Origin of the sequence: Mesorhizobium sp. M7A.F.Ca.MR.245.00.0.0 (genome assembly GCF_003997415.1) — a bacterium.
Classification (GTDB): domain Bacteria; phylum Pseudomonadota; class Alphaproteobacteria; order Rhizobiales; family Rhizobiaceae; genus Mesorhizobium.
The window spans coordinates 19,064-34,347 of record NZ_RZTE01000015.1; the positions used below are offsets into that span (position 1 = coordinate 19,064).

At 59.5% G+C, this 15,284-nt stretch carries 20 protein-coding genes and 1 pseudogene; 5 read left to right on the forward strand and 16 right to left on the reverse strand.

Annotation, left to right across the window (positions count from 1 at the left end; genetic code table 11):
- Positions 1-149 precede the first annotated feature (149 nt).
- The 7 genes from murA to EOB80_RS16905 all read right to left on the reverse strand — a co-directional run bounded on the left by murA (position 150) and on the right by EOB80_RS16905 (position 4,901).
- A complete protein-coding gene (gene murA, locus EOB80_RS16875; RefSeq protein WP_127328664.1) occupies positions 150-1,442 on the reverse strand; it encodes a UDP-N-acetylglucosamine 1-carboxyvinyltransferase in 1,293 nt (430 codons plus the stop codon).
- Positions 1,443-1,587: 145 nt separating this feature from the next.
- Positions 1,588-1,782 (reverse strand): hypothetical protein, encoded by a 195-nt coding sequence (locus tag EOB80_RS16880; protein WP_127268678.1) that lies wholly within the window; start codon positions 1,780-1,782, stop codon positions 1,588-1,590.
- Positions 1,783-2,005: 223 nt separating this feature from the next.
- Positions 2,006-3,103: a tyrosine-type recombinase/integrase gene (locus tag EOB80_RS16885; protein ID WP_127328665.1), complete on the reverse strand. Its 1,098-nt coding sequence runs from the start codon at positions 3,101-3,103 to the stop codon at positions 2,006-2,008.
- 196 nt (positions 3,104-3,299) lie between these two features.
- Positions 3,300-3,605, reverse strand: a complete 306-nt coding sequence (locus tag EOB80_RS16890) for a hypothetical protein (protein WP_127328666.1) — start codon at positions 3,603-3,605, stop codon at positions 3,300-3,302.
- Positions 3,595-3,831: a hypothetical protein gene (locus EOB80_RS16895; protein ID WP_127328667.1), complete on the reverse strand. Its 237-nt coding sequence runs from the start codon at positions 3,829-3,831 to the stop codon at positions 3,595-3,597. The genes EOB80_RS16890 and EOB80_RS16895 overlap by 11 nt, the downstream gene beginning before the upstream one ends.
- A 9-nt stretch (positions 3,832-3,840) precedes the next feature.
- Complete coding sequence (locus tag EOB80_RS16900; protein WP_127328668.1) at positions 3,841-4,287, reverse strand: MucR family transcriptional regulator; 447 nt, start codon at positions 4,285-4,287, stop codon at positions 3,841-3,843.
- A 35-nt stretch (positions 4,288-4,322) separates the two neighbouring features.
- A complete protein-coding gene (locus EOB80_RS16905; protein WP_127328669.1) occupies positions 4,323-4,901 on the reverse strand; it encodes a hypothetical protein in 579 nt (192 codons plus the stop codon).
- A gap of 563 nt (positions 4,902-5,464) precedes the next feature.
- On the opposite strand from EOB80_RS16905, the gene EOB80_RS16915 reads away from it, so the two are divergent.
- Positions 5,465-6,283, forward strand: coding sequence for an outer membrane protein (locus EOB80_RS16915; RefSeq protein WP_206516813.1), 819 nt, complete (start codon positions 5,465-5,467; stop codon positions 6,281-6,283).
- A 298-nt stretch (positions 6,284-6,581) separates the two neighbouring features.
- Complete coding sequence (locus tag EOB80_RS16920) at positions 6,582-8,261, forward strand: metallophosphoesterase (protein ID WP_164762636.1); 1,680 nt, start codon at positions 6,582-6,584, stop codon at positions 8,259-8,261.
- A gap of 218 nt (positions 8,262-8,479) precedes the next feature.
- Here the strand turns inward: EOB80_RS16920 and EOB80_RS35330 are convergent.
- Positions 8,480-8,607: pseudogene (locus EOB80_RS35330) on the reverse strand (recombinase family protein); the annotation flags it as partial.
- Between EOB80_RS35330 and EOB80_RS16930 the strand changes: the two are divergent.
- The 3 genes from EOB80_RS16930 to EOB80_RS16940 all read left to right on the forward strand — a co-directional run bounded on the left by EOB80_RS16930 (position 8,606) and on the right by EOB80_RS16940 (position 10,534).
- Positions 8,606-8,827, forward strand: a complete 222-nt coding sequence (locus EOB80_RS16930) for a hypothetical protein (RefSeq protein ID WP_127328673.1) — start codon at positions 8,606-8,608, stop codon at positions 8,825-8,827. The pseudogene EOB80_RS35330 and the gene EOB80_RS16930 overlap by 2 nt on opposite strands.
- Before the next feature lie 517 nt (positions 8,828-9,344).
- Positions 9,345-10,154 carry a glycosyltransferase family 25 protein gene (locus EOB80_RS16935; protein WP_127328674.1) on the forward strand — a complete coding sequence of 270 codons (810 nt, stop codon included), beginning with the start codon at positions 9,345-9,347 and terminating at the stop codon, positions 10,152-10,154.
- Between the two features lie 20 nt (positions 10,155-10,174).
- A complete protein-coding gene (locus EOB80_RS16940) occupies positions 10,175-10,534 on the forward strand; it encodes a hypothetical protein (protein ID WP_127328675.1) in 360 nt (119 codons plus the stop codon).
- Here the strand turns inward: EOB80_RS16940 and EOB80_RS34545 are convergent.
- From EOB80_RS34545 to EOB80_RS16975, 8 genes are all read right to left on the reverse strand, one after another.
- A complete protein-coding gene (locus EOB80_RS34545; protein ID WP_164762637.1) occupies positions 10,510-10,680 on the reverse strand; it encodes a hypothetical protein in 171 nt (56 codons plus the stop codon). The two genes, EOB80_RS16940 and EOB80_RS34545, sit on opposite strands and share 25 nt — an antisense overlap.
- Before the next feature lie 40 nt (positions 10,681-10,720).
- Positions 10,721-10,960 (reverse strand): hypothetical protein, encoded by a 240-nt coding sequence (locus EOB80_RS16945; protein ID WP_127328676.1) that lies wholly within the window; start codon positions 10,958-10,960, stop codon positions 10,721-10,723.
- Positions 10,961-11,165: 205 nt separating this feature from the next.
- Positions 11,166-11,594: a hypothetical protein gene (locus EOB80_RS16950; protein ID WP_127328677.1), complete on the reverse strand. Its 429-nt coding sequence runs from the start codon at positions 11,592-11,594 to the stop codon at positions 11,166-11,168.
- A 1-nt stretch (position 11,595) separates the two neighbouring features.
- Entirely contained in the window at positions 11,596-12,690 is a 1,095-nt protein-coding gene (locus tag EOB80_RS16955; protein ID WP_245466368.1) for a hypothetical protein, read from the reverse strand.
- 26 nt (positions 12,691-12,716) lie between these two features.
- A complete protein-coding gene (locus EOB80_RS16960) occupies positions 12,717-12,902 on the reverse strand; it encodes a hypothetical protein (protein WP_127328679.1) in 186 nt (61 codons plus the stop codon).
- Between the two features lie 2 nt (positions 12,903-12,904).
- Entirely contained in the window at positions 12,905-13,216 is a 312-nt protein-coding gene (locus EOB80_RS16965; protein WP_127328680.1) for a hypothetical protein, read from the reverse strand.
- Positions 13,213-14,337, reverse strand: coding sequence for a hypothetical protein (locus EOB80_RS16970; RefSeq protein WP_127328681.1), 1,125 nt, complete (start codon positions 14,335-14,337; stop codon positions 13,213-13,215). Before EOB80_RS16970 ends, EOB80_RS16965 begins: the two co-directional genes overlap by 4 nt.
- Before the next feature lie 325 nt (positions 14,338-14,662).
- A complete protein-coding gene (locus tag EOB80_RS16975) occupies positions 14,663-15,259 on the reverse strand; it encodes a helix-turn-helix transcriptional regulator (protein WP_164762638.1) in 597 nt (198 codons plus the stop codon).
- Between the last annotated feature and the right edge of the window lie 25 nt (positions 15,260-15,284).

Sequence of the window (15,284 nt, forward strand, 5' to 3'; positions counted from 1 at the left end):
TCGGTGCAACCGCACCAACAGCTGCAGGTCTGCGCTGCCCCTCATCGCCCTGCCGGGCACTTCTCCCCGTATAGTGACGGGGAGAAGGACGCTGCCGCGAAGAATCTCGCCAATCTCCTGCGTTGCTGGAGAGGAGCCGAGGTGGCGGGCTATGCCGAAATCCGTTCGATCACCGCGCCGCAGTTGGACAGTTTTTCTTCCAGCCGCTCGAAGCCGCGGTCGAGGTGGTAGACACGGTTGACCGTGGTCTCGCCTTCCGCCGCCAGGCCGGCGATGACCAGTGACACCGAGGCGCGAAGATCGGTCGCCATGACCGGCGCGCCCTTCAGCTTCGGCACGCCGTCGACGATCGCCGTCTGGCCCGAAAGCGTGATATGAGCGCCGAGCCGCGCCAGTTCCTGCACATGCATGAAGCGGTTCTCGAAGATCGTCTCGGTGATGCGCGACTTGCCCTTGGCCATCGTCATCAGGCCCATGAACTGCGCCTGCAAATCGGTCGGGAAGGCCGGGAACGGCGCCGTCGTCACGTCGACCGGCGAAATGCCGGCGCCGTTGCGCCTCACACGAATGCCGGAATTGGTCGGCGTGATCTCCGCACCCGTCTGCGCGATCACGTCGAGTGCCGTCTGCAGCAGATCCGCACGCGCACCTTCGAGCACGACGTCGCCGCCGGTCATGGCGACGGCCATGGCATAGGTGCCGGTCTCGATGCGATCGGGGATGACGCGCACGCGCGCGCCCGACAATGATTCGACGCCGTCGATGGTGATTGTCGGGGTGCCGGCGCCGGAAATCTTCGCGCCCATGGCATTGAGGCACTCGGCGAGGTTGACGATCTCTGGCTCGCAGGCGGCATTATCCAGCACCGTCTCGCCCTTGGCGAGCGCCGCGGCCATCATCAGCACATGGGTGGCGCCGACCGAGACTTTCGGGAAGATGTAGCGGTTGCCGACAAGCCGGCCATTCCTTGTCTTGGCGATGACATAGCCGGTGTCGACGTCGATATCGGCGCCCAGCGCCTGCAGGCCCTCGAGGAACAGATCGACCGGCCGCGTGCCGATGGCGCAACCGCCCGGCAGCGACACTTTGGCTTCGCCCATGCGGGCCAGCAGCGGGCCGATCACCCAGAACGAGGCGCGCATCTTCGACACCAGCTCGTAAGGCGCCGTAGTGTCGACGATATTACGGGCGGAGAAATTGATGGTGCGCGAATAGCCCTCATTCTGCTTCTCGCGGCGGCCATTGACCGAATAATCGACGCCGTGGTTGCCCAGTATGCGGATCAGCTGCTCGACATCGGCCAGATGCGGCACGTTTTCCAGCGTCAGCGTGTCGTCGGTCAAAAGCGAGGCGATCATCAAAGGCAGCGCCGCGTTTTTCGCGCCCGAGATCGGAATGCTTCCGGAGAGCTTGTTGCCCCCGACAATTCTGATGCGATCCATGGAAGACGTCCCTCTCGGCCAAAAAGGGCCGGTTCAATCGTTTGAGTAGCGGCCCGTCTAGACCATTGGCCAATCTGGTTCAAGAATTACGCTGGTTCAAGAAATGGGATTTCGCCCACCCCGGGCCAAGAGTGGCCGATTTGAGTTAATCTTTTTGTATTTCCTTCGATGCAGCGAGCCCGTCCGGCCGCTCGTCGGCATCGCCGGTCCGCCGCGAGCGTGACTGCGCCTTGCGCTTCTGCAGATTGGCGCGCAATTGCTCGGCCAGCCGATCCTTGCGGATTGTTGCGCTGTTTTTCGGTGGACCATCCTTTTTCACTGGAATTGCCTTGTCGTCCATCGCCCCGTCCCCGCCGGCGACCCACCAGCTTGCTGTTCAGGGATAGCCAACATTGTGGCACTGCCATGTCATTAAAAGCTATCCGGCAAAGGCTTTCACAGAAGCGTTGCGCTTGGCCTTGCGCTTGCCGGTTCGATATGGCAGAAGCCCCGCCATCAGCGGCTGCGGTAGCTCAGTGGTAGAGCACTCCCTTGGTAAGGGGGTAGAGCCAAATTGGCACCTACTATTTCTTCTTATTTTCCAACCACTTAATCAGTCCTGGATTTCGGGCTGGTGTACCTCTTGTAACCAAAGTGGCCAGATTGGAACCAGCCAGCCCCGACTTCTTCCCGGGCTCGGTTCCAAACACCTCGTCGATCACCGCCGGACCGGTGTCCGCGTGCGGGTAGTTGTTCATCAAAACTTGCGGCGATTTCCAGTTCCCCTTGTCGGCCGTCGTCTTGATGTCGACGCGGTTTTTCACGATCATCTCGGTCGCGAAACTGTGCCGTCCAGGCTGGTGGGTGCCAAGGTAGGGAATGCCGGCGCGGGTGCATGTGGCCTTGATCAGCTTGTAGACCGACCAGCGATGCAGGAAGCCGAAGACGCGGCCGTTGCGCGCCTCGAGCTGCTGGAGTTCGTAGACCAGTTCTATCGTCAGATCGGCTTGGCCATCCTCGCCGTTCTTCATGTTCCGGAACGTCGCCTTGCGCGCCGGCAGGTCGAGGTCTTTCGGTTCCAGCTTGATCGCATCGCCGATCCGCGCCCCGGTCTGGAAGATGAAAAGCATGAGAGTGCGCAGCCGGTCCTCCTCGCAGTAGGCGCGGAAAGTGTTGATGTAGGACCGGTCGACGGCTCGCCGCGGCGCGGTCGAGGGTAGGCGCACGTTCTTGTCGCGCTTCGAGAACCCTTTGATCTTCACCTCTGGGCAGTCGCCGGCGTCGGCACTCAGGTTGATGACGGCCTTCGCCGGCGTGATGACCTGGCGGTTCCATGTCGTGTACGCCGCGTCGGGATAGATTTCCTTCGCGGCGCCACGGATCATCGCGCCGGTCATTGCCGAGATCCTGGTCTCGCCGAACTTCGCCAGCAGCGGAGCGAGATACTGATCGCCCTTGCCGGCATCCAGGTACGCATTGACGGCAGCGGCGAATGTGAAGAGCTGCTTCGGGTCGAGGAGGCGAATTTCGCGCTCTTCTAGTTCCCGGCTGAGCCTGACTTCGTCCGCTTTGGTTTCGTCAGTCTCGCCTGAGCTTTCATGAACTCGCTTCTCGCCCTCTTTGGTTTTGAGGGTGCCAGTGAGCCACCAGAACCGGCCCCGCTTGTAGATGGTGAGCGGCATGACTTACTCCACAAAAACAACTCGTCGATCTGCCGAGGCGAGATCAGTATCTGCTTGTCGACATGGTAGCAGAGCCCGGCCTTGATCGCCTTCTCGCGCAACGACCTCGCGGACATACGCAACCCTTTGTCGTGAAAAAGCGACGACCAGTATTCTGGCGTGCGGGCGACGGTCAGCAACTCCGGAGGCTGGTCGTTCATGATGCCTCGAAGCAGAGCCCATAGCGGCCCGGCCCGTCGATCGCCGTTATGAGCTTGCTCTCGACATCTTCGAAATCTTCATCCTCGGGTGCCCGTTCGTGGGCATCAATGCGCGCAAGCTCGTCGCGTTCTTCGCAGAGCCACTCGTATCGGCTCTCGTCGCCGTCGAAGAACGGCGTGAGGTCGTAGTTGCGGTGCATGCGCGCCAGCTCGTCCGCGTCGGGCTCCAGCCAATAGGGCATGCTCCAGTCAGGCGGTGTCGTCTTCCATGCGTCGTAGCTGGCCCAGGGATCACCGAGCATCCGAGCGATCCTCGACCAACCAGGTCTGCGAATTTCCCTTGAAGCCGAAAAGGCTGTCGCCGGCCTCCACCACAGCGACAGCCCCATCACGCACCGCCGCGTGAACAACATGCTCGGGGATGGCCTGGAAAGGCCCTTCAAACCACCAACGCCTCTGGCCACTGGAGAAGCCGAGGTGGAGGTGATCGCCCTTAGCGAGCCGTTCGACGACGGTGCGGACGTTCATTGCCGTGCCCTACTGGAAAGCGCGACGCGCGCCGGCCTTGGCGCGGAGAGGCACTGCCTTCGTATGCCGGCCAAGGCCGGTCTGCTTCGCCAGCGCCGAGCGCGTGGCCGAGTAGTTCGGAGCCACCATCGGATAGTCAGACGGCAAATCCCATTTTGCGCGATACTCGTCCGGGGTCAGGCCGAAGTCGGTCCGGAGGTGGCGCTTGAGCGATTTGAACCGCTTGCCGTCTTCCAGGCAGATGATGTGGTCTGGGAAAATCGACTTCTTCGGGTTGACGGCCGGCTCCTGGCGGACGGTCGCGGCCACGATCTCCGGGCCATCGAGCTTGCGCACTGATGCGCTCACGCTGGCGATCAGGTCGGGCAGCTGGGCGACTGGAACCGGGTTGTTGGCGATATAGGCCGACACAATGCCGGCAGTCAGTTCAATGAGGCGTAGGCTCTTGTCTTCCATTCTACACTCCGTGGTAGGGGTTGGCGCCCCAGGGCTTAGAAAGCCCCGGGGCGACCTGGTTGCGAGCGTTGCCGCTCGAAGCTTGGCGAATTGAGAAGCTCGACCTCCATCATGCCCGGATAGCAGGCGGCCGAGCGCGGACGGATTTGCTGCTGCATCGCTCGGCGATCGACGGTGTCGTATCCGTGCGAAAGCAGGAACGCCTCGAGCGCACTGACGGAATTGGCAGGCCGCGTGATAAGGCCCTCGAAACTAAGCCTCAGATTGGGAAGCCGCCCGACGCCTGCCGCCGCCATGTTCAAGGTTCGATCGCGGCGCAGGCCGCCGACGAAGACGCGCATGGATTTCCGATTGTTTGCCACCGGCGCGCCGATACCGTAGAGCATCTTCAACTGCGATTTGGCCTGCTCTTGCGGGTCTCGGTCGAGCCAGATGACGACATGACGCGGCATCGGACCGATTGGCAGGTCTGCCGGCGTGATCAGCTTGATCGCCTTGCCGCGAAGTGCCGAGAATGCCTTGGCATCGAACCGGCCAGACATGCTGTCGTTCGTCTCGAAGTCTGGCCAGTCGCCAGCGCAGGGCACGCCGCCGGCGTGAAGTATCTGCATCATCAACGATGTCCCGCATCGACCTAAGCCGGCGACGACGATTGTGGGCAACCCGTTCATTTCTGGTTCTCTATTGTGGCCAAATCGATGCGCGATGTAACCATTTTGGTTACAATGAAGTCAAGTAAAAACTGTCTATCCGTGATCAGGTCTTGGTGCGCCGGCGCCAATGACGCGCCGGCCCTGACTACTGACGTAAGAGCCCGGGAGAGTATGTCGAAATCGAACAACGAAATACCCGGTCGGCTTCGTTTCACGGCCAAATCCATCCTGTTGATCTGCAGCGTTCGCGGGTAGATGATGATGACGAGCATCGGCACCACCAAGCGCGTAGCTGTTGAGCCGGGCATTGTCACGGTTCATGCCTGCCCGGACCAGCCAGCCGCCGATTCCGATCGGCCAGACAGCTGTTAGCTATGACCTTGTGTGATCCGAACCCACCCCGTCGCGGATCATAGGTCGGTTCGTCGAGCAGGGGCAACTCCTCTCTCCACCGATCAGCCGCCTCATACGAGCGCCCCTCGCGTCCCCGGTTGCCGTTGCGTCACACTCGCAGCATGATACACATGGCGCATAATCTGGGGGGCTCGATGAAAATTCACCTGCTTACGACTGCCTTGTTTTTCGTGGCGGTTTTTCCAGCAATTGCCGCTGATGATGTCTCTGCTGAGATCGTGGTCGCCGACAACGCCCACGACTGGTCAGGCGTGTATGTCGGCGCCCAAGCTGGATATTATCGGGGAATAAACAGCAAGGTTGATGTCTCGATCTGTGACGAGCCCGGCTGCGGTCTCGGCGTCCTGATAGCGAACAGCGCGTTGACTGAACGCAACTGGGTGGCCGATTCCAACCCAAGTGGTTTCATGGGTGGAGGCCAGATCGGTTACAACGTCCAGTCCGGTACTTTCGTCATTGGTGGGGAGCTTGATTTCCAAGTAGGATCGGGTGGAGCAACCGACACTACCTGCATAGGCGTACTTGGCTGCGATCTTCCTGTCACTGCAACCACGTCGTCCGAACTCGAATGGCTGGGCACCGCAAGAGGGCGCGTAGGAGCCGTATTCGACCGCACACTGATCTACGCGACGGGAGGGTTGGCCTTTGGAAGGGTCCGCAACCATCTCGATGTTACGTTCGCCGGAGCCCCTTTAATATTCAGCAATGAGGAAAGTTCGACGCGGGTCGGCTGGACAGTGGGCGGCGGTGCAGAATACGCCCTGACAGACAAGCTCTCGCTGAAAGGCGAATACCTCTATTACAACCTAGCCGACACCACGATGACAACCTTGTCTTATGGGGTCGGTAACCCGCAAGAGCGAATTGGCACCTACAATTTCAGCAATGATGGGCAACTTGTCCGCGTCGGTCTAAACTATCGTTTCTAGTTATAAATCAGGTTGAGCACGTCGCGAGTATCTCGCCGTGCCGGTCTCAACCATTCAGCTCTTTCCTACAACCGCCACGCCAGCAACCAGCTCCCATGTTGGTCGAGCACAACCTTGCCGACATCGCGTGCCAGCGATGCGCGCTAGCTCAAAGGTAGATTTGATTGAGAAGCTTTATGACTGCCGCGCGGAGCGCGCCCGATGAAAGCCGTCCCAAGACCCGTCCCATTCGACATTGCTAACAGACTGGAGGGTATGTTAGCACTTCGACATATCGGCTCGAAATAAGGGTGCTAACTTGACCGGGAAGTTCACCATCGCCGTGCCGTCTGACCCGCAATACCCTTGGTATGACAACACAAAAACCCCCGACGGCGTGTATCGCGGCTTTCCTCCTGACCAGAAGACGGGAGCCTCCGACTGGGGCGAAGTATATCCGTACATTTCACAATTACAGATCGCTGGACAATTCAGCTTTATTAAAGATCTTTCAGCAACGTTTGCAAAGCAACTTCGTCCTTTGTCGGGTGTCATTATTAACGGAGACCTGACGTCATACGGGCACCCTGATGAGAAACTTATGATGACGGGGCGTCATGACGCCTCAGATCTTTTCTCAATGTCAGTGCCCGCTGGAGGTCCACTTCTTGGTCTTTTACCCGCCCCTATATACCCTGCTCTTGGCAACCATGACTATCAGAACAACCTTCCGAATCTAGACCCCGAGAAAGGAGGTACTGGCTTAAATCGCGGCCCAACTACTATGGTTGATTACATTAGATCGTGGGCAAAAGACAATAAGTCTTTATTATGTGATTTTGATGGAAAGCCAGAATATTCGTCTTGGAATTCCGCATATTCCGGCTCTGCCGTTTCATTCACTGGAAGCCTTTCATACTCTTTCAATGTCGGCCGAGTTCATTTTGTTATACTTCATAACAATCCAGCCTATTCTGCAAGTTGGGATCCAAAATCTAGCCTGATAGATTCCTTAAATCCAACATACAATATAACGCAGTCATTCGAATGGCTGGAGCGCGACTTACAAAGGCATTACAGCTTAGGCGACGCGTTGATTGTTTTTACCCATAAGTATGGCGAGGAAGAATTATATGGGGATGAATTAATCAAATTTAATAATATCATGTTGAAATACAATGTCTCCGCCGTACTGTGTGGCCATATTCATTGGGATCATGGTCTAAAGCGCTCTATTGCAGCTAAATCTGCCGGTGAGTACGATGTTCCAGTTTACCGGTGCGGAGCGCCCTCGCAAATGACCTTCGTAGTCCTTGAGCTAGATCCTGAGCATCGGTCAATGCGGGTCATCGGGTACACCGCCCGCGATCCAAACAATTTCAAGGACTGGACGCCGGTCGTTTCCTCGGCTCCAAGCGCCACTCAGAAAGCGCCATTTAACAAATACATTGAGATACCCGCGACATCCCCAAACGGCAAGTGGCCTGAGAAAGTGACACTTCGAATGGATAACGTCCCCGCCGATAGCTACATTTTGTTCAACTGTTCTCACGGTAAGTCAATCGCATCGCCAAACCTCGATACCGATTTAGACAGGCGCGTTTTATTTGACACCCGTTATGCCGCGCACCTCGCGTCAGTGTGGATATTCAAACCCACAGACGAGATCGGTGTCTTCAAAATAGTCAACGCACAATACCAGAACCGTCTGCTGACGGCACCGCTCGGTGCAGTGACCGAGATTTGCGCAGCGAACGACGGAGCGCCCGGCAACCAGCTATGGTGCATTCCGGTCGATCCTGTGTCCAAGCCATTGCTGGGGATTCCATTTCAGCTTCTCGGTAAAGCGATGCTTACGCCTCTCGGTGGCAAAGCAGAAATCGGTTCCGTGGTGGGGCCTGACGGCGCGACAGGGGCTGGCGCAAATCATTGTTTTTATCAAGTCCCAGGTAGTCGACTGAATTCCTATTGGGTGCTGGCGCGCGCCACGCTCCAGTGAAGGATTGCCCTTTCACACCTGTCATATCCCTAGTAGGATTCCCGCTGGGGCGCTAATTGCTTTCGCGCCTTCTGCCCGCGCGTTAAAGCTTAATTGCCGCTGAGCTTAACTACCTCAGGGCTTAGCTGCCAAATTCGATAAAGCTGCATATGAACAACCCAAGAGCTTCGCGATCTGGGTGGCGCTCTGGCCTTCCTTACAAAGGGACATACCTTAATTCTATCAAACCGCTGCTTTCCGCCTTTGTAGACACCTTCGGCTTTAGCTTGCTCGATACCATCACGCTGGCGCATTTAATGAACCGCCGCTGCATCTGAGCGACCATGCCAAGCACGGTGAGCACGATGCTGCACGACCTCCTGGCTGCGCGCAACGCACCGAAGCCCGGCAGCTTCATCAGCCTCGACGAGGACCAGAAGCGGGAATACTTCCGCGTGGCCCGCCAGCGTAACCGGGCCAAGGTGCGCGCCACCCCCTCTGTCGCCGCAACCTCTGCCAACATCAATCAGGTGCTCGCCGATGCGGCGCTGATGATCCTTGCCACCGGCGCGCCTGGTGCTGATTAGGTGCGGACCGTGCTTGCCACCATCTTCGCGCAGCGCCCTGGCGTGCCGATCGCGGTTGAGAACAAGGCTAAGCGCGGAAAGCTGAAACCGAAACTCATCGCTAGGAGCAACCCATGAACCGAACTTCCAGTGGCAAGATCTACGGGATGATTATGTCTGCCCTAAAACCAGTTCAATCCTGGATGGGCTATCCCATCAGTCACATTTGCGAGAAGCGCTTTGAAGGCGGTAGACCTACCCTGCGCTCCATGTATTGATGGTGCACGTAATATTGTGAATGAAGCACAGAAACCCGCTTACGAAAGACCGGAATGAGCAAGATTTTGCTAATGGCGTCGATGGCTACCATGCTCATGCTGGCCGACAGAGCACATGTTTGTAGCGGAAAACCAATCAAGTTGTCTTGATTGACGGTGCTGGTTTTAACCCGGCTGCCCGCCTTCCAGGAATAATCCCCGAGACCAAAAGTGCTTCACAGAAAGTGATCGGCCAGCAAAGCTGTCGATCAACAAATTCCATGAAATCCTACATCATCAACCTGGACCGCAGCCCCGGCAGGATGCAGCGGATGGCTGACCGCCTCTACTCAATTGGAGCGGACTTCGAACGGGTTCCGGCGGTGGACGGACGTCTCCTCAGCGAAGCCGAGGTATCGGACGTCTACAGCCCCGTCGTTGGTGCGGCCGCGATGACCCCAGAAGAGGTCGGCTGCTTCCTGAGCCACCGCAAGTGCTGGGAGCGGATCGTATCGGGCACGGACGCCTACGGCTGCGTTTTCGAAGACGACATGTTGATATCCAAGCAAGCCGCTCTGTTTCTTGGTGGCGGCACCGATTGGATTCCCCGGGACGCGGACATTGTGAAGATTGAAACAGTCGGCGGAAGAGTGTGGCTTGACCGCGTGGTATCTCCCCTGACCGGCGCCTTCAAACTGGCGCTTCTGCGCAGCTTTCATTTTGGCTCCGGCGGATACATTCTTTCGAGAGCGGCGGCCGAGCGCCTCTTGGCGGTCACAAGAGTATTCTCGGATGCGGTTGATCATGTGAAATTCAACCCCGCCTGCGGAATTGCCACCAGTCTGAAATCCTACCAGTTGATCCCAGCCCTTTGCGTGCAGACAAAGACCTTCTATCCCGAAGGGTCCAGCTTGATCGAAGCGCCGGCGCTCGCCGTCCATAGTGATCCTCGGTTTCCGGAAAACCTGGTGAACAGGCCATGGCTCGAACAAAAGTGCCTGCAGGCGCTTCGACGCGCGGCGCACAGGCTGCTTCGACATCGGCGAATCGAGATCATGTTTGCCGACCAGCCGGGCGCTTTCGGGCGCTGACACCAACGGGAGTCTGCCGAATGTTCTTCGTCGATGTGTGGTCAGTCGGGCATGATGAAATCCCGCGAAAGCAGTTTACCCCTGAGCGCATCCAACGCGAGGGCCGATTCAGCAGCTTCGAGGCGTCCGCCAACCCGGTGATCGCCAGAGCCATAACGGCGTTGCTGGATAAGAAAAACGGCCTGCTCGAGACCTACCTGCCGGAGAGCCACAAGGGAAAGCTCGAACCGGAAGGCACGCGCGGCCCGGCCTTCTCTGGCTACCCCTGGACTTATGTCCGCCTCACCCAACGCTTCATCAACGCCACGTCACGGGGATCAACTTGCGTTTGGGACATGTCCAACTGCGCTATCCATCACTGCCCCGCGATGTTGGTGTGAGTGGTGACGATTTTCGCGCCGCCGTCGGCGCGACCAGGATCCGAGGCGAGGGGCGCGAGCCTGAAATAGTCGAGCGCGGCCTCGGAGACTGCGCGCTCTGCAAGCTCCTCGATCGACCGGCCTTTCTCGGTCGAAATAGAGCGCATGTAGCTGCCGTCTTCTCGTCGACAAGAGAAATGACGGGCATCACTCGCCACCCTCGCCAAGCCTGCGCGGCCGGGCCTTGGTGATCAGCACCAGCTCGCCACCGGGATAGACCAGCTCGACCTGCTCGTTGCGGCCGATCCCGTCGAAGATCGCTTGCAGGTGGCTCGCCAGCTTCTCGTTGGTGCGCTCAAGCAGGTCCATCTTCGCCTGCGTCTGCGCATGAACTATCTGCATCTGCAGGTCGGAAAGGCGCGGGGGATGCGTGATTTGGTCAGCCATTCAGTTTCTCCTCGATGTAGTTGAGACGTTCCCGCATTTCGGCGATGAACCTTGTGACGGTGTCTGGGTCTTCCTTCTGGTCGACGTCCACCGGAGCCGTCGACAAGGTGTCGTGCGACCATTTCAGGGGGGCACCAGGGAGATGCCGGCGCAGCGCCGTGCAAAGTCGATCACCTTCATGCCAGCATCGCCGGAAAGGAGCGCATCACCGGAACCCTCGATTGAGCTTAAGGAGTGGCCTCGACCGCAGCTTTTGACCGGGGATCTTCCTCTTCGGCTTTTTCTGGCCGGCGCGCCCCTCGAGGCGCTTGAGCTTGGCGATCTCGGGCACGTCGACCTTGGCTGTCTTGATGCCGTGGGTCGGCTTGTTGAGGGCGATGATGAAATCCAGGGCGCACGATGGCGGGATCGTATCCTTGGCCTGCTCGTCCCACCGTCGCCGTTGGAGCGCAGGATCGTGATCGAACTGAACGCCGTCGAGAGGATTGAGCCGGGCGCCACCGGGTTCCTTGCCCAACTGGCGCACGACGATCTCTAGCTTTTCCTTGGTCGTAAGTTGCCGCGGCCGCCACTTCACGGGAGGACCGAGAACCTGGGCGCCGTGGTCGGCAAGGGTTGCGATGCGGCCGGCCATGTCAGCCGCCGTGCGAGGAGATGGCAGTCAGGCGACGCGCCTTGATCTGGTCCGCCAAACTGCGGCTGTCCGCGTCGTTCTGGAAGCGAGCTTCCACGTCGAACTCGGTCCAGATATCCTCGACCTCGGCTTCGCTCTGGGTGCTGATGAGCCCGATCTGCAAGTCCTCGAAGAACTTGCCGTAATTGAATGCCTTGCCTTGGCCGTAGTCGAATGGCTCGCGTTCCGCCACCTCGGCGCCGTCGTGCATCCCCTCGACGTCCTTGTCGAAACCGTTGTCGGGAATGGTGTCGATGCCGGTGGGCGCATCCGGGCTCGGCGGCTTGGGAGGCGATGGCGGTATGAGCCTCGCCTTGGGTGCGGGCTCGTCGTCGTGTTCGATCAGATCGCCGGCGATCTCGCGGGCCTCGAACTCGTCGCGGACCCCGCCAAGAACGTCGCCAAATAGCTCGCGCAGACAGAAGCCACCAGCTCGCCATTGCTTCATCCGCTTGGGATGGCGGAACCACGAGGAATCGTTGGGGACCTCGCCCCACACCTTCTTGCCGTCGATCCATGTGGTGCCGCGACGGGTCGGGCGCTCGTCCCAAAGGCCGGCTTGCTTAGCGTCGGCGACTGAATAGGCCTCGACCTTCATTTCGCCGGTGTCGGCGCGCACCGCCTTGCACCAGCCGATCGTTCGTTCGTCGACGGTGTTCATCTGCGCGACCACGTCCTTCGACAGGCCGAGATTGAGGAGCGCTTCCTTCGTCGCGTCGCGCAGGTAGCCCAGCTCCACCGACTTCGCTCTGCCCGACTTGCGAACGACGTTGATCAGCCCGTCGCCGTAGAGCGCTGGCTTGCCGCCGATGACGGTGAAGGACCGAAGCGCCACCATTGGCGGCAGGCCGAGTTCCGCGCCCGACATGATGACGATCGCGACGGCGCTCGTGCCCTTCTTGCCCCAACGCTTCCAGGCGTCGTCGCCGGCGTCCTCGGCCGGCTCTCTGCCGACAAGCGCCTGTGGTGCTAACCCGGCCTCAACGATCATGGTCGAGAGACGCCACGTTTCCTCGATCGACTGAGGGATGATGGCGCTGATCGCGCCGCCGACCATAAGAGCCGGTATCTGTGCCCGTTCGTTCATTTCCAATCCTCTGGGTTCCAGTGGTTGACGCGCCAGGTGCGGCCCATTGCGTCGTGTTCGATCCGCACGGCGTTCCATGCGAACCAGAGGGCGGACCGGATTTCGCGCTGTAGCGTCCCGAAGAAGGCCACGAGGCTTACCGGCAGCCAGAGGGCGACGATTGCGAGGCGCACCCAGCTCATGGCTACTTGTCCACGTCGTCGAAGATCGACCGGTTGCCGTTCTCGTCGAGCAGTGTGCCGTCGGGCGACCACTGGTGCTGGCCGTTCGGATGCTTGGCCGTGCGCTGCTCGTCGGTCCGCACGTCGGGGCGGGTGACTGCCACCTTTGCCATGTCCGAGTGGTCCTTAACCTCGGCCACCGTGACGCTGACTTCCCGGCCGCGCATGGGGACCATGACGCGCTGTCCGACGGCGACGTCGAAGGCGCCGGCAAAGAAATCATAGGTTTTGTCGCTCTCGCCGAATTTCACGGCGACGATCTTCTGGTCGGTCATGCTGCCCTCTTGTCGGGAATGCGATCCATGCCGGCTGGCAGGATGGCGTCTTTGTTGCGAGCGATGCGGCCGGCGATCTTCTCGACCACCTCCCGCACCTCTGGTTCGTCCTTCAAGGCCGCGACCAGCGCGTCGTAATCGGTGATGTTCGCGACCCAGAAGGTGTGGAGCGACACCTTGGCGCCGGTCCTGCCGGAGAAGACCGGACGGGCCTGCGCTTCACGATCGGCGTCTGCTACCCGCTGGATCAGCCGCTTGGCCTCGGCCTCGGCTGCGATAAGGTCGGCCTCCTGCTGGCTCTCCTGTTCGAATGAAGCCGCAAGGCCGGGCGGCGTAGCGATGGCATTGCGCCGCGCGCTTTCTTCCTCGGCGGCGCGGGCGGCATCCGCCACGCGCTGCGCTGCCGCTTCGGCCTCGCGCCGGACGCGGTCGGCATCCTCACGGGCCTTGCGCTGGCGTTCCTGCTCCAGCCGATCCAGTTCTTTCAGCCACGCCTCGCCGTGCTTTTTCAGCTTTTTGGCGAGTTCCTTTGCATCGGTGCGCACGTCGCGCCATTTGTCGTCGACGGCGTTGCCACCATCCAGCCAAGGGCGCTTCTCGACGTTGAACTGTTCATCGGCCTTGGTGGCGATGCCGGCGAGGCGCTTTGCCCAAACCCCGGCCTGATCGGCCTGCTCCTGAGTGGCGATCGCTTTCTTGAGGAAACCTTCGACCGTCTCCTTCTCGGCCGAGAGTTCAGCGGCCAGGTCCTTGTGCAGGTCCCCGGTCTTGGCCGGAAGGTTGTGATCCTTCGCCACCGACGGCGGCTCATCTGGCCATGCGCCACCGGCCAACACCGAATGATAGAGCGTTTCGGTGATCGGGTTGCGGCAGGCATAGTTCCAGACTTTGTCGGCCTCCGCTTCCTTGTCGCCCTGCAGGCAGATGACCTTGCCCGACGCGTCGCGCCAGATGGCAACGGGAACCAGGGGCGCGTCCTTGTACGGACGGTTCCTGAAAAATCCTGACTCCGGGCTATCGGCCGAGGGGGCGAGCAGAAGCAGCTGATCATGGGTCAGCTCGCGATATCCGCCGGCCAGTTTCAAAGCCTGACGCCACCATGCATATTGGTCCGCCGTCATCCGTTTGTATCCTTTTGCGTTACACGTGAAACCATATTGGCACCACTTTGGGCGCAGCAAAGCGGTCGTGGGTGCGGTCTGCGGTCAGATTGGGGAGACCCGACCGAGTTGGTGCTGATCGTGGTATGCGGGGGTGAGGGCACCAACCCGGCCGGGAACACGCAGATACTCGACACTAGACCGCGAGCCATGATGGAGAAATACAACCAGGGGGGACTGGGCCATCGGTCTAGCGATCCTTCTGCGTGAAGTGATCGTAACCGATTTGGTGCGCTTTGCAAGAGGTTGTAGCCAAAATGGTTACAACGCAGGCAAAAAAATCAGATCACAACGTAGAAATCCTGAGGCGGGCGCGGCCAACGACCTTCAAATCCGTCGGATTAACGGTCTCATTGTTCGCAGCGCTGGTGTCGCTGTGGACCTGTACGGTGCCAGAAGTCATGGGGGAGAGGTACCGCCACTGCACTACGCCGGCAATATCGAGGGCATAAAGGCCCGGTCGATTCGGCTGTTTGTCATCCGTATCGATGACAAGCGCATCCCCTTTGGTTACAAGTCCGTTGGCTTGGTACGCGTCGACCATCATGAATCGGAGGTTGTGCGCCGACACGTCTGGCACCATCCGCTCCAGGAAGTTGGTGTCGATTGCCAGCGCGGGTGATTCCGGCCTTGGCTCATTGCCTTTGAGGATCTCGAACACGCTGTTGAACTTAGCCAGATCAATCTGCGCAAGCTCCGGAAACAACAGCTCTTGCGGCGTGCAGTCGAGATATGGAGCTATTTTCTCAGCCCACTTTGCAGACAGTTTCCGCTCATCCTCTTCCATGCGGCCGAGGTGCTGACGGGTGACGCCAACGCGTCGCGCAAGCTCAGCCTTGCTGATGCCCTTCTTCTCGCGGAAATGCCTGATGCCATTGCTCATACCGAGTCGGTACCGCAAATTAATT

Bases quoted from the DNA above. Each gene is read 5' to 3' on its own strand.
- murA (WP_127328664.1), bottom strand. From the start codon at position 1,442: ATGGATCGCATCAGAATTGTCGGGGGCAACAAGCTCTCCGGAAGCATT.
- EOB80_RS16880 (WP_127268678.1), bottom strand. From the start codon at position 1,782: ATGGACGACAAGGCAATTCCAGTGAAAAAGGATGGTCCACCGAAAAAC.
- EOB80_RS16885 (WP_127328665.1), bottom strand. From the start codon at position 3,103: ATGCCGCTCACCATCTACAAGCGGGGCCGGTTCTGGTGGCTCACTGGC.
- EOB80_RS16890 (WP_127328666.1), bottom strand. From the start codon at position 3,605: ATGCTCGGTGATCCCTGGGCCAGCTACGACGCATGGAAGACGACACCG.
- EOB80_RS16895 (WP_127328667.1), bottom strand. From the start codon at position 3,831: ATGAACGTCCGCACCGTCGTCGAACGGCTCGCTAAGGGCGATCACCTC.
- EOB80_RS16900 (WP_127328668.1), bottom strand. From the start codon at position 4,287: ATGGAAGACAAGAGCCTACGCCTCATTGAACTGACTGCCGGCATTGTG.
- EOB80_RS16905 (WP_127328669.1), bottom strand. From the start codon at position 4,901: ATGATGCAGATACTTCACGCCGGCGGCGTGCCCTGCGCTGGCGACTGG.
- EOB80_RS16915 (WP_206516813.1), top strand. From the start codon at position 5,465: ATGGCGCATAATCTGGGGGGCTCGATGAAAATTCACCTGCTTACGACT.
- EOB80_RS16930 (WP_127328673.1), top strand. From the start codon at position 8,606: ATGCTGCACGACCTCCTGGCTGCGCGCAACGCACCGAAGCCCGGCAGC.
- EOB80_RS16935 (WP_127328674.1), top strand. From the start codon at position 9,345: ATGAAATCCTACATCATCAACCTGGACCGCAGCCCCGGCAGGATGCAG.
- EOB80_RS16940 (WP_127328675.1), top strand. From the start codon at position 10,175: ATGTTCTTCGTCGATGTGTGGTCAGTCGGGCATGATGAAATCCCGCGA.
- EOB80_RS34545 (WP_164762637.1), bottom strand. From the start codon at position 10,680: ATGCGCTCTATTTCGACCGAGAAAGGCCGGTCGATCGAGGAGCTTGCA.
- EOB80_RS16945 (WP_127328676.1), bottom strand. From the start codon at position 10,960: ATGGCTGACCAAATCACGCATCCCCCGCGCCTTTCCGACCTGCAGATG.
- EOB80_RS16950 (WP_127328677.1), bottom strand. From the start codon at position 11,594: ATGGCCGGCCGCATCGCAACCCTTGCCGACCACGGCGCCCAGGTTCTC.
- EOB80_RS16955 (WP_245466368.1), bottom strand. From the start codon at position 12,690: ATGGTCGGCGGCGCGATCAGCGCCATCATCCCTCAGTCGATCGAGGAA.
- EOB80_RS16960 (WP_127328679.1), bottom strand. From the start codon at position 12,902: ATGAGCTGGGTGCGCCTCGCAATCGTCGCCCTCTGGCTGCCGGTAAGC.
- EOB80_RS16965 (WP_127328680.1), bottom strand. From the start codon at position 13,216: ATGACCGACCAGAAGATCGTCGCCGTGAAATTCGGCGAGAGCGACAAA.
- EOB80_RS16970 (WP_127328681.1), bottom strand. From the start codon at position 14,337: ATGACGGCGGACCAATATGCATGGTGGCGTCAGGCTTTGAAACTGGCC.
- EOB80_RS16975 (WP_164762638.1), bottom strand. From the start codon at position 15,259: ATGAGCAATGGCATCAGGCATTTCCGCGAGAAGAAGGGCATCAGCAAG.